Raw genomic sequence first — 12,007 nt, 5'->3', positions numbered from 1 at the left:
TGCAGATTTTATTACGTTGTTTTACGATGAGTTTTTGACAAAATGGCTAATTAGTCCTTCATTTAAGAAGCAAAACAGAAAAATTTCTGCTTATTTTTATAAACATCAAAAGCAATGCTGTGATGTTATTTAGGGTTCAGTAGGTTATCAAGGATAATGGAAGGATAAAATGTTAATATTAATTGATACGAACATATTTTATAATAATTGGAAGATGTCTAGTGCTATGTTTCAAGTTTTGTCTAATTTTATTGAAAATACAAAAGGGAATCAACTGGTTATACCTTTCGTTGTATTTAAGGAAACTCAAAAAAAATACAATGAGGAACTTGATAAGTTACAAAAAGAAATAGTTCAACTAAAAGGGCGAGTAAAGAAACTGTCAGAGAGTGAGTTTCTAATCGATGACTTAAATGATGAAATTAAAAAATTCAACTTTCAAAATGAATTGTTAAAAATTTTCCCCCATACACACATCATATCATCATCATACATTGATAATGATATGTTATTAGATAAAGCAATTTTTTCCAAGCGGCCATTTAGAGATAATGAGAAAGGTTATAGAGATGCATTAATCTGGAATGGCCTGACTCAATATTTACATAAGAGTAAAATTGAAGACAAGATTGTTTTTATTACAAATAACTCACATGATTTTATGTCTCCAGGAAAAAAAGAAAAAGATTTCCATACTGATTTAAAAAAAGATATAGAAAATCTTGGTTTACATAATGAATTTTTACTCTATAACTCATTAAATGAGTTTATAACTGAGCATGTAGATCAAGACTTACATAGTTTTTCACATGGAAATATAGAGGAAATAGAAGAGAGATATATAGACGCTATTGAAGATGAATTTGAGATTTTCACTGATATCTATATGGAAAATTTAAGTTTAGATGACTGCGCATCTCTATATGAATCATATGGTTTTAATGGGGCAATTATTAGGATGTGTAAGGACTTTGACTTTGATGTCATAGAAGGAACAGAAGACCCTTCGATGTATTCAGGATATAAATTACCTGATAATAAATATGCATTTGAGTACTCCTATAATTTTAGAATATGTAGTTTTGAATTTTATATTGATACAGGGATTTATCATCAAAACAAAGATGTTATAATTAGCGAGTTTATGAATGTTGAAATTGGTCAAAAAGTCACAAGGTTTTACTCTTACCCCAGAGTCTATTTCTATGGCAGTGGTATTATTGATTTAGTAAACAGTAATATTGAAAAAATAAACATTGATAGCTTGGGTTTGAGAATGAAACTTTAATTAAAATATTTATTTTATATCAGGACTGCTGTAAGTTTCTCGCTCTACTGGGCAAATCTCTTTTAGAGAATTTCCTACTTTCGTTGGGAGGTAAATGTCCGCTTCTCGAAAGCTGTCCGTCATGAAAGCTTAACGTAGGATATTTTCCGTTTTCCAAGTGGGATACTTACAGTATGGTCGCCGTCTCTGCGCTTGGGTCAAGATAGATGCTTTTCACGATCCGTTAATCTAATTGGTTGGCGGCGAACCGAAGGACGTGTGGTGCAGAATCTTTACTGGTTATTTGCGTCAAATAGTGAAATCTGGACGTGAGCCTAGATATCCCTCCGACTCCATTTGTATAGCTAAGTCTGAAGTGGTTATTCTACGTAAAGTAGATGCTGCAATGAACTGAACTCCGAGTGCTAATCGAACGACCTGAAGGCGCTTAAGCCCCGCTGGCTTATAGCGGCTAGCTACATAAGGGGGAAGGTTATCAATCACGGCTTTAATTCGTCTATCGTCACGATGGGGCTTTTGACCCATCACTGCTTGTGCCAAATAAATCAGATTATGACCATTCTTACCTTTCAAGGTGTGTAAATCGACTCCGCTCAAAACTAAAGCGGCTTTAAAAGAGAGCTCAGCTACCATGCAGATAGGCTGGATAACTGAATCATGACTAAAACTATTGGGTAGTGTATTTGCTATATCTTCGAGATTGGAGCGGGACATTTTCCAGAGTGTTAATGCTTCTAAGGCACCGTCTTCTATTTTATTCAGGCCCATAGTAAAATCATGAATATCAGCAATAGCAAAAGATACTTCTGTGGCGATTGCTTGCTCTTTTCTACACCACTCCCACCATTCTCCGTTACTTGAAAACCCTGCTATTTCCCAGACTTGCAAGTTGTTCTCTCCGAATAAGATAGGGAAGGTTGTTTTTCTAACTTGATCCATAGATGCAATCAGACCTATTCCTGCTCCAGGCCAACTTGTTTCGACTTCAGGCATCATGGCAGTGTAAGCATCTATAATCCGTTTAACCTCAGGATTACTGAAAGGGCCAAGATTGAAACCTGTTCCGAGTATATCCATTGCGGCTTTTAGCGGTCGTTGATGAACGTGAACGCCTTCCTCAGCATATTTTTTATCCAACCTGCGTAGATAATCAAGTGTCCACATAATCTTGTCGATTCCTTCTCATCTTTTGTCAACTGTAGTGGAATACCATAATTTAGCTTATCAAAAGTTTTATGCTCGCCTCCATATGCTGTAGGAGGGCTATTTTAAAGAAATTATCTCGTTCATACAGAATGTTGGGTGAGGAAATATGCAATGGTGCTTTTATCTACTCACTGCTCAAAAGAGAATGTAGGTATATGATTTAGCTACCGATGTATGTCCGCTTCTCGTTGCCGACTATCAGGGAAATTGTGCGCTGACACGAAACACAGATAAATAATTTCTCACATTGATGCTTCATCTCTATCTAGTGGGGTTAGTGCTAATGTGACCGCACTCCAGCAAGTGGGCGCTACTATGTAAAGCTATTTAGATCAAGTCTGTGTAAATGTGATTATCTTCGCCGATTATACCAGTCACAAAACTTCCCAAAGATAAGCATCAGGATGATTGCAATAACCAGATGATAAACCTTCTCGCTCCATGGTGCATACCCAACGAAGACAATATAGCAAATCCAGAAAAAACAAAGTGTCAGCAGTAAAAAACCTAACTGGTAGGATAAAAATAATAAAACTTTCTTGATGACTTTAAGCATGAGATTTAATCTTTTCTCCTACTTTATCAATCAATGCATTAAACATATGATCGCCATATATTCTTTTCACTTTTAGTGATTCCATGATCGGTTCGACCATTGGTTCGATTAAAAAGAATAAAAAATCAAGATCGTCTTTTCTTAGTGCGTAATATACCTCTGGATTCTCAGTGCTTAGGCTTCTTGAGCGATATATTGATCTCTCTGCCATTCCGCCACCTAACAATATGTAATATGAAAAAACAGAAGGTATACTCGCCAGATTTCCAATGCGGGTTGCTAACTGCAATACTACCTGAGATACAATGACACTTCCGGTCATCGCACCCGCAGCGCCGTGGTAAATGTTCCGTTTCTGCGACTCAGATGTGTGTTTGTTGAAGCTATCAAAGATCCTCTTTACCGTTTCATAGACCTTATCGCGTGAAAGAATCCCTCTGTGTATCGCACGGATCATTCTTTCCATTTCTCGTGACCGTGTATACCTGGTATCCGTATCAAGGAATGAGTAGGCGAGATAGCCAAAGTTTTTGCTGACTTCACCCACCCCTGACCCTATACCTCTGTAATACTCACCGGCTGTAAACAGAAGAACTATTTCATCAGCCAGTTCATCCAGATCTGCTTCAGTCATTGTCATTCCATCCATGAATTACATGATTAATTAGATTGTAGTGTAATCGGTGAATGAGAGGAATACATTCTTATTATATTAATAGCCTGCTATTTATTGGTGAGGATAACTGCTATTTGGTTCATCATGGTTGAAGATATGCTAATGTCTCAAAAAACAATGTAAAGAGCGGTTATCAGAGGGGGATGTGTTGATTTTCATATATAGATAACCTTTAGGTCGTGAATAACTCAATGAATCTTTACCGAAAGACGGTATCATCTATGTCACTGACTCAAAGAATTCACTGGTCAGTAACCGGCGTAGAAAGTGATTGAGTTACAGAAACCATTTTTATGATTAAATTATTATATGAGGGATTATGAACGGAAATGTTTTTCCAGATGATTTCCTGGAACAACTTGGCAAAATAGTAAGCCAAGAAAAACCTGAGACCAACTTCTTTGATGTAGGCGGATGTGGTTATTTAGAAAATCCAACATCGGATCTAATGGCATTGTTTATGGGAGGGGATGAAGAAGTTAAGCCTTGGTTGTTACTTGCATTATTGAAAATTCTTAACGAGGTTACTGACAATATAGATTTATCTTCACTCAGGATTGCAAGAGAGGTTTGCTGTGAAAATGGTGAAAGAATTGATATAGTAGTAAGTCATGATGAATTTATTGTAGGCATTGAAAATAAAGTTAAATCGTTGATTAATAATCCTTTCGATGCGTATGAAAAACAACTTAACGAATATGTTGACAATAATCAGTGTGTCTATAAATGCATTATTAAACCTTTGTCTAATAGCTCGTCGGTAAATAATAATTGGAAAATGATTACGTATACTGAGTTAGTTAATGTGGCATTTTCTTGTTTAGATAAAGATATCGTTGATGAATCATCAAATAAATGGATGTTTTTTTATAAAGAATTCCTGTCCCATCTATCAACCTTGAGTGAGGGAGAAATGAGTAATTTACTAAATGATGAGCAAATTTCCTTTGTTACGGATAACTTTGATAAGCTAATAAAAGCTAAGAACTTATTAGACTCATTTGAGAATGCTGTCTATCTCGAAGGGCATGATGTTCTCTCAAAAATATTGCCTGACAGCCGTATCACAAAGAGTGTTAATAATTGGAAAGAAGATTATAAAGCATTACATTTTATGCCAAGTGAATGGGGAGAGTCATACATGACCTTGGTATATCATCCTCAAAAGAATGATGGCGGTATTGAATTTTACGTTAATGCAATAATTAGTAGGAGCCAATATGATGATATAGAATCACTTAAAAATGAAGTAAGAAATAATTCAAAAAAAGGTGATTTTATACCAACTGCTAGTAGCGAAGATTCTGAAATAACAATTACAAATAATGGAAATTATCTAACACTCAGTTTCTGGGGACCATCGAAAGATAAGGAGGGGGCAATGACACTGCTGCATGATATGACTGTGTGGGTGAATGAAAAAATAAAACCTGTTCTGTAAGTGCGGTATTTTTTGCACGATATGGGCTACTTTCCTACAAAATGTAGCCCATCTGATTTGAAACGGGTTGCCCGAAAAGCCCCAACGACCATGAAGGGGCTAAAAGGGCAGTGGTTATTGCTTCCTGTTGGCAAACTCAAACGGGCTAACTACTCCATTGCGGTTCGTATCCAGAAAATCAGCCCACCATTGCAGCATCAGTTTACGTTCATCGAGATGTTCAGCTTTGTGGATATAAGCGGCTCGCACTGAGTTGCGTTCCTGATGACTCATTTGGCGTTCAACTGCATCTCTGGACCATAATCCTGATTCAATCAGCGCACTACATGCCATTGTGCGGAAACCATGCCCACAAACTTCGGTTTTCGTGTCATATCCCATGATCCGTAAGGCTTTGTTAATGGTGTTTTCACTTATGGGTTTATCTGCGTGACTAAAACCAATAAAAACAAGTTTGTGCTCACCACTGATAGCATGGAGTTCTTTGAGGATAGTAATAGCCTGCTTGCTCAATGGCACCAAATGCGGTGTATTCATTTTCGATCCACGATTGGAAAATTTAACGTTTTTTAGTGGATCTCGCTTCGCAGGGATTGTCCATAACGCATTTTTGAGGTCGAACTCTGACCAACGCGCAAACCGCAGTTCACTGGAGCGGATAAATGTCAGAAGACATAACTGAACGGCTAATTGGGTGATCCCTTTTCCTTTGTATGCCTCGATACGTGTCATTAGTTCGGTTATGTGTTCAAGGGGGAGAGCGGGGCGGTGGACACTTTTAGCCGTAGCGATGGCTCCTGCCAGATCGTAAGCCGGATTAACGTCGATAAGATCATTATGAACCGCATAGCGCATGATTGCCGTGATGCGCTGTTGCAAGCGAGAAGCCAGTTCCAGATGTCCGGTTTTTTCTGCATTTTTAGCGGGGATCAACAGATCGCGGGTTTTAAGCGTTGCGATATTTTTTTGCCCGATAATTGGGAATACGTGCGTTGTCAGGCTATTGAGAATCAGTGTCCGATGCCCCTCAGACCAGGTTTTATTGCTGGCATGCCAGCTTCTGGCAACGGTTTCAAAGGTGAGTAAACCTTTCTCTTCAACCTTTTCCGCTTTTCTCTTTTCACCTGGATCGATGTTATTGGCAATCTGTTGTCTGGCTTCATCTCTTCTGCGACGGGCTTCTGCTAAAGAAACCGCAGGATAAACACCTAATGCCAACATTTTTTGCTTACCTGCAAAACGGTATTGCAAACGCCAGTATTTAGAGCCGTTAGATTGGACCAGAAGGTGCATACCATTTGCATCAGTCAGTTTGACGGATTTCTCAGCAGGTTTTGCATTTCTAACCTTTGCCTCAGTGAGTGCCATAGTAAGTCTCCTACAGTGATGGTATCTGTATTATCGAACTTACCATACCAACATTGATACCAACAACATAGTGAGAATGTAGGTAAAACTGAGTATATTTTAGTAGACGGGGAATTGTATTAATTTAATGAATTATAAGGGTAAAATAGAATTTAATGAGCGTTCGTAGGAGATGTGATGGTGTCCCCGACTGGAATCGAACCAGTAACTAGCCCTTAGGAGGGGCTTGTTATATCCGTTTAACTACGGGGACATGAAGCCCGGCTATTATACGCATTTTTGCTCTGAGAATAAGCACTTAACGGCGCGTTTGCTCAAAGTGTCGGCAATCAGCGTTTCTGCCGATGTTCTTTTCCCTCATTCCCTTGCGCCTTTTGACGTTTCCCGTGCGATGAACGACTCATGTCGTTGCGGATTTGCGCATGGCTGATGAGTGCGAAAATAAAGGTGCCGCCGATGATATTCCCCGCCAGCGTGGGCAGAGCAAACGGCCAAATGAAGTCCTGCCAGGGGATGTGGCCAATGAACACCAGATAGAAAATCTCTGAGGCACCGGCCACGATGTGGGTGAGGTTACTGAAAGCAATCATCCAGGTCATGATGATGATAATCCACAGCTTGGCGGAGTAAGCGCGAGGCAGCATCCAGACCATAGTGGCAATGATCCAGCCAGAGACAACGGCATTGGCGAACATCTCCGTGGGTGAGTGCTTCATGACCTTCATGGCGATGTCGACCAAAGCCACCCGCGTTTCGCCATCAAAAACGGGCATGTAGGTAAAGGCGAGGGCGGCCAAGGCTGTGCCGATCAGGTTGCCAGCCAGCACGACGAACCATAGTCGACCGAGCAGGTAGAAATTGCTGCGCGTGGGCTTATGCATGATGGGAAGTACGGCCGTGACCGTGTTTTCGGTGAACAGCTGCTGGCGTGCCATGATGACAATCACAAAGCCGATGGTGTAACCAAAACACTCCAGCAGAAAGCCGCCGGGCACGCCAACCAGATGGTTGTGGAGCATACCGACCGCCATGAATGAGGTTCCCATGGAGATCCCTGCCGCAATCGCCGACCACAGTAAGGCCATTGCATCGCGTTCCAGCTCCTTTTGCCCTTCCTGACGAATCTCTTCATGGATCGCAGCGGCGGGGGAAGGCAAGTGATCCTCGTCTATATCGATCGTTTTTCCCTGCGTGCTTTCCTCACTCTCTACCGCTACATCCTTTTCTTTCTCTTGCCGGATTTGTCTGGATTCTGAAGGTGGATGCATAGTGATTCTCTCGACGAGTGGGCCGGTTGTTGTCTGGCTAACGGTACTGACGTTGAGGGGCAATCACCGATAGCCCCGATGATAAGCGTAGTCAGTTTTTACAACATGGGATGGCACGGCGTGACTCACTGGTTTAGGCTGGCGGTGCTATGCTGTGAGGGGAAACTAGGGAATACCGTACTGTCGCCCACGCTGGAGCGCGTGTCGCAACGATGTGGCGTGTTATCCCCATAAGAAAAATGGCAAACCTCTGAAAATGCAGTAATGCGTAAGCCAACGTAGCGATGGAGCGATAAAATGTTACACTGTTGGCCGATATCCCGTCCTTGTCGCTCAGCCTGATAGGCTGGGGCTGATACTGGGAATACCTATTTTCGGTCGCGGGTATAGCACACTATAAATCAGGGAGAACAGATATGAATTACCGCCTGAGTGGGGTGGTGTTTGCCAGCGTGTTATTGATCGGCTGCGCCAGTTCCGGGGATCGAGCTCAAGAAGGACGTTCTGATCCGCTTGAAGGCTTTAACCGTACCATGTTCAGCTTTAACTATGACGTTCTGGATCCTTATCTGGTGCGTCCTGCGGCTGTGGCCTGGCGCGATTATGTGCCGACGCCGGCGCGTAACGGACTGGGGAACTTCTTCAGCAACCTGGAAGAACCTGCAACGATGGTGAACTACTTCGTTGAAGGCAAGCCGTATAAAGCGATGATTCACTTTAACCGCTTTTTCCTGAATACCTTGCTCGGGATGGGCGGCCTGATTGACGTGGCCTCGATGGCGAATCCGAAACTGGCGAAAGAAGAGTCTCGCCGCTTTGGTAGCACATTGGGTCATTATGACGTGGGCTACGGGCCTTATCTGGTCGTTCCTGGCTACGGTAGCGTAACACCTCGTGAAGACGGCGGTGGTGTAGTGGATACGCTGTATCCGATGCTGAGCTATCTGACGTTCTGGATGTCCGCGGGTAAATGGGCTATCGAAGGGATAGAAACGCGCGCACAGCTGTTGGATTCCGACGGGCTGCTGCGTAACTCTTCCGATCCATACCTGATGGTGCGTGAAGCCTACTTCCAGCGGCATGATTTCCTTGCCAGTGATGGGCAACTTACCCCGCAGAAGAACCCGAATGCGGCAGCGATTGAAGACTCGCTCGACGAGATTGACTCAGCGAAATAGTGTTGCGAAGTCTCGTTCATTTCACAGGCACCTGCGGGTGCCTTTTGCTTTTATAAAACACTGCTAAACTTACTTTTACCATGATGATTCTGTGGTTTGTTTCTTAAAAGTTATTGCTTTGTTGTCCATTTATTTACTTACTAAAATTTATTTCCTACCGTCAGATAACAATAATGCTACGTCGTTAACCGCTACCGATGCCCATCATGGTTGAAATGTGTCTGCACGCTGATTTTTTTGTTAGCAAGGTGATTAACAAAAAGGTCATAAGAATGATGCTTTTTACGGATGATGGCGTGGTCGTCTGTTAATGAATGCCCGGAGTTCTATTTACCTGCACTTATAAAAATAGAGATATAAGCATGAAAAAACTACTTGCCATGTTCTTCTGCCTCAGCGTGGTGGTTAACGCCCCACTGGTGATGGCTGAAGATGCTAAAACGACAGAGAAGACAACGGATGTGGTACTGATCGGCGGGGGCATTATGAGCTCTACGCTGGGCGTGTATTTACAGGAGCTGCAACCAGACTGGTCTATCGACATGGTTGAGCGGATGGATAACGTAGCGGAAGAGAGCTCGAACGGCTGGAATAATGCTGGTACGGGTCACTCTGCTTTCATGGAGCTCAACTACACGCCGGATAATCCTAACGGCCCAATCAACATCAGCAAAGCGTTGGAAATTACCGAAGCGTTTGAAGTCTCCCGCCAGTTTTGGTCCTATCAGGTGAAAAACGGCGTGCTGAACAATCCGCACTCCTTCATTAACAGCGTGCCGCACATCAGCTTTGTCTGGGGTGACGAGAACACCGCCTTCCTGAAACATCGTTATGACGCGATGCAGCACAGCACGCTGTACCGTGGCATGGAGTTCTCTGACGATCCTAATACGATCAAAGAGTGGGCGCCGTTGGTGATGGAAGGTCGCGATCCGGCTCAGAAGATTGCGGCGACTCGTATGCCTATCGGTACCGACGTGAACTATGGTGAAATTACGCGTCAGCTGGTTGGCGCGATGAAAACCAAGCCCAACTTCGCGCTGCACCTGAATTCAGAAGTGCGTGATATCAAGCGTAATGCAGATAACACCTGGAGCGTGACTTACGCCGATCTGAAGAACGGCGAGAAAGAAAGCGTGATTAAGGCGAAGTTTGTCTTTATCGGTGCGGGTGGGGCGGCACTGCCGCTGCTGCAGAAATCCGGTATTCCTGAGGCCGATCTGTACGGTGGCTTCCCGGTTGGTGGCGAATTCCTGGTGACAGAAAACCCGGAAATCGTGAAGCGCCACATGGCGAAAGTTTACGGTAAAGCCTCCGTTGGTGCGCCACCGATGTCCGTTCCTCACCTGGATACCCGTATTTTTGACGGTAAGCCCGTCCTGCTGTTCGGTCCGTTTGCTACGTTCTCCAGCAAATTCCTGAAAAACGGTTCGCTGTGGGATCTGATCGGTTCTGTGACGTTCTCTAACGTGATGCCGATGACGCACGTCGGTCTGGATAACTTCGATCTGGTGAAGTATCTGGTGGGTCAGGTCATGATGGATGACGACGATCGTTTCGCCGCGCTGCAGGAATACTTCCCGAACGCGAAGAAAGAAGACTGGAGACTGGCGATTGCTGGTCAGCGCGTTCAGGTTATCAAGAAAGATGATGACAAAGGCGGCGTGCTGAAGCTGGGTACGGAGATTGTCAGTTCGCAGGATGGTTCGATTGCCGCGCTGCTGGGTGCCTCTCCGGGCGCGTCTACTGCCGCGCCGATTATGCTGAGCCTGCTGGAAAAAGTGTTTAAAGATAAAGTCGCTACGCCAGAATGGCAGGGCAAGCTGAAAGAGATCGTTCCATCTTATGGTCAGAAGCTGGACGGTAATATTGAAATGACCAATAAAATCCGCAGCTACACCAGCAGCACGCTGGGCCTGGACTATATTGAGGTTAAGCCTGAGTAATCGGGGTTAGCTGGAAGTCATGATATAAGGCCGCGCAAGCGGCCTTTTTTGTGCCTTCAAGCCCAATGCGAACTAGCGATCGTCAGTGTTGAGTCCAGGAATCCTGGAAAACGCTTCTGCAATGAAGTCCATGAATACAATGGCTCGCTTCGGTAGCAGGCGATTGGCGACATAAAGAAACTGAATTGGCACTGGCGGTGCTTCGTAGTCGCAAAGTACCTGACACAGCCTGCCGCTCTGTAATCCATCCTCGTATAACCATTTGGGGCCGCTGGCGATACCAAGGCTGGCGATAACAGCTTCCTGTACGGCTTGGGGGGAGTTGACTCGGAATCGCCCCGAAACGTTGATCTCGGTATCGCGAAAATGCCATGTATTACCCGTGTTTAACAGCGAGTACAGAATGCAGTCATGATCGCGCAAATCTTCTGGTGTTTGCGGTATGCCACGACGACTCAGATAGTCTACCGAGGCTACATACACGCGTGTGAAAAGGCCAATCCGGCGCGCACGTAGTGCACTGTCGGAAGGATGGCCGATTCGGATAGCTAACTCGGCACCTTCTTCCACCAGATCGACGAAACGATCGCTCAGTTGCAAATCCAGCGACAACCCGGGGTAGCGGGCAAGAAAAGCGGGTATTTGTGGCATAAGAAAGGCATGAGCCATTGCGGTTGGGCAGGCCACTCGCAGGAGTCCAGTGGGCTCCGTCTCATCGCTCAAGGATGACTCCGATTCTGCAACCGCATCGAGAATTCGGCTGACATCTGCATAGTACCGCTCGCCCTCGGGCGTCAGCACAAGTTGGCGTGTTGTCCGCTGAAGTAGTCTGACGCCCAGATGTTCTTCTAAGGCAGCAACGTATCGACTTACGTTAGGTTGCCCCATATTCAGGTCGCGTGCTGCCGCAGAAAAACTGCCTGTTTCGACAGTCCGTTTAAAACAGGTCATGAGCAGAAAACGATCCACGTGGAGATGCCTCAATTAATGCAGTAATGGAATAAATCATATGCGAAATGGGGAGCTTATCATCATTTATGCATACACATATGATTAGCGCTGTCCCCGGCAGCACATTGC

10 protein-coding genes and 1 tRNA gene are annotated in these 12,007 nt (G+C 44.0%); 5 read left to right on the top strand and 6 right to left on the bottom strand.

The genetic code is table 11. The features are described 5' to 3' along the window. The first annotated feature begins 169 nt into the window (after positions 1-169). Complete coding sequence (locus tag HP572_RS12995; RefSeq protein ID WP_240583417.1) at positions 170-1,288, top strand: PIN domain-containing protein; 1,119 nt, start codon at positions 170-172, stop codon at positions 1,286-1,288. Between the two features lie 288 nt (positions 1,289-1,576). Here HP572_RS12995 and HP572_RS12990 read toward each other — a convergent pair whose 3' ends face one another. Together HP572_RS12990 and HP572_RS12985 are read right to left on the bottom strand one after the other, a co-directional pair. Next, positions 1,577-2,452, bottom strand: a complete 876-nt coding sequence (locus HP572_RS12990) for a hypothetical protein (RefSeq protein ID WP_240583416.1) — start codon at positions 2,450-2,452, stop codon at positions 1,577-1,579. Positions 2,453-3,042: 590 nt separating this feature from the next. Further along, on the bottom strand, positions 3,043-3,684 hold the full coding sequence (locus HP572_RS12985) for a hypothetical protein (RefSeq protein WP_240583415.1): 642 nt from the start codon (positions 3,682-3,684) through the stop codon (positions 3,043-3,045). Between the two features lie 361 nt (positions 3,685-4,045). Between HP572_RS12985 and HP572_RS12980 the strand changes: the two genes are divergently transcribed. Next, a complete protein-coding gene (locus HP572_RS12980) occupies positions 4,046-5,167 on the top strand; it encodes a PD-(D/E)XK nuclease family protein (RefSeq protein ID WP_240583414.1) in 1,122 nt (373 codons plus the stop codon). 114 nt (positions 5,168-5,281) lie between these two features. Here the strand turns inward: HP572_RS12980 and HP572_RS12975 are convergent, their stop codons facing one another. The 3 genes from HP572_RS12975 to HP572_RS12965 form a co-directional block, all read right to left on the bottom strand. Then, a complete protein-coding gene (locus HP572_RS12975; protein WP_240583413.1) occupies positions 5,282-6,535 on the bottom strand; it encodes an integrase arm-type DNA-binding domain-containing protein in 1,254 nt (417 codons plus the stop codon). Positions 6,536-6,713: 178 nt separating this feature from the next. After that, positions 6,714-6,788: transfer RNA gene (locus HP572_RS12970), tRNA-Arg, on the bottom strand. A gap of 76 nt (positions 6,789-6,864) precedes the next feature. Then, positions 6,865-7,803, bottom strand: coding sequence for a formate/nitrite transporter family protein (locus HP572_RS12965; protein ID WP_240583412.1), 939 nt, complete (start codon positions 7,801-7,803; stop codon positions 6,865-6,867). On the opposite strand from HP572_RS12965, the gene HP572_RS12960 reads away from it, so the two are divergent. From HP572_RS12960 to mqo, 3 genes are all read left to right on the top strand, one after another. Further along, entirely contained in the window at positions 7,798-8,037 is a 240-nt protein-coding gene (locus tag HP572_RS12960) for a hypothetical protein (RefSeq protein ID WP_240583411.1), read from the top strand. The genes HP572_RS12965 and HP572_RS12960 overlap by 6 nt on opposite strands. A 182-nt stretch (positions 8,038-8,219) precedes the next feature. Then, positions 8,220-8,981 carry a phospholipid-binding lipoprotein MlaA gene (gene mlaA, locus HP572_RS12955; protein WP_010298591.1) on the top strand — a complete coding sequence of 254 codons (762 nt, stop codon included), beginning with the start codon at positions 8,220-8,222 and terminating at the stop codon, positions 8,979-8,981. A 362-nt stretch (positions 8,982-9,343) separates the two neighbouring features. Beyond that, positions 9,344-10,927 (top strand): malate dehydrogenase (quinone), encoded by a 1,584-nt coding sequence (gene mqo, locus HP572_RS12950; RefSeq protein ID WP_240583410.1) that lies wholly within the window; start codon positions 9,344-9,346, stop codon positions 10,925-10,927. A 72-nt stretch (positions 10,928-10,999) separates the two neighbouring features. Here the strand turns inward: mqo and HP572_RS12945 are convergent, their stop codons facing one another. Continuing rightward, positions 11,000-11,896 carry a LysR family transcriptional regulator gene (locus tag HP572_RS12945; RefSeq protein WP_240583409.1) on the bottom strand — a complete coding sequence of 299 codons (897 nt, stop codon included), beginning with the start codon at positions 11,894-11,896 and terminating at the stop codon, positions 11,000-11,002. Between the last annotated feature and the right edge of the window lie 111 nt (positions 11,897-12,007).

The sequence above is a fragment of the Pectobacterium sp. PL64 genome (assembly GCF_022477975.1).
Lineage (GTDB): Bacteria > Pseudomonadota > Gammaproteobacteria > Enterobacterales > Enterobacteriaceae > Pectobacterium > Pectobacterium jejuense.
Note: the sequence above shows the minus strand (reverse complement) of the source record. Positions and strands in the feature narration are given on the sequence as shown.

Coding starts and splice junctions, on each gene's coding strand:
- HP572_RS12975 (WP_240583413.1), bottom strand. CDS start 6,535: ATGGCACTCACTGAGGCAAAGGTTAGAAATGCAAAACCTGCTGAGAAA.
- HP572_RS12985 (WP_240583415.1), bottom strand. CDS start 3,684: ATGACTGAAGCAGATCTGGATGAACTGGCTGATGAAATAGTTCTTCTG.
- HP572_RS12995 (WP_240583417.1), top strand. CDS start 170: ATGTTAATATTAATTGATACGAACATATTTTATAATAATTGGAAGATG.
- mlaA (WP_010298591.1), top strand. CDS start 8,220: ATGAATTACCGCCTGAGTGGGGTGGTGTTTGCCAGCGTGTTATTGATC.
- mqo (WP_240583410.1), top strand. CDS start 9,344: ATGAAAAAACTACTTGCCATGTTCTTCTGCCTCAGCGTGGTGGTTAAC.
- HP572_RS12990 (WP_240583416.1), bottom strand. CDS start 2,452: ATGTGGACACTTGATTATCTACGCAGGTTGGATAAAAAATATGCTGAG.
- HP572_RS12960 (WP_240583411.1), top strand. CDS start 7,798: ATGCATAGTGATTCTCTCGACGAGTGGGCCGGTTGTTGTCTGGCTAAC.
- HP572_RS12965 (WP_240583412.1), bottom strand. CDS start 7,803: ATGCATCCACCTTCAGAATCCAGACAAATCCGGCAAGAGAAAGAAAAG.
- HP572_RS12980 (WP_240583414.1), top strand. CDS start 4,046: ATGAACGGAAATGTTTTTCCAGATGATTTCCTGGAACAACTTGGCAAA.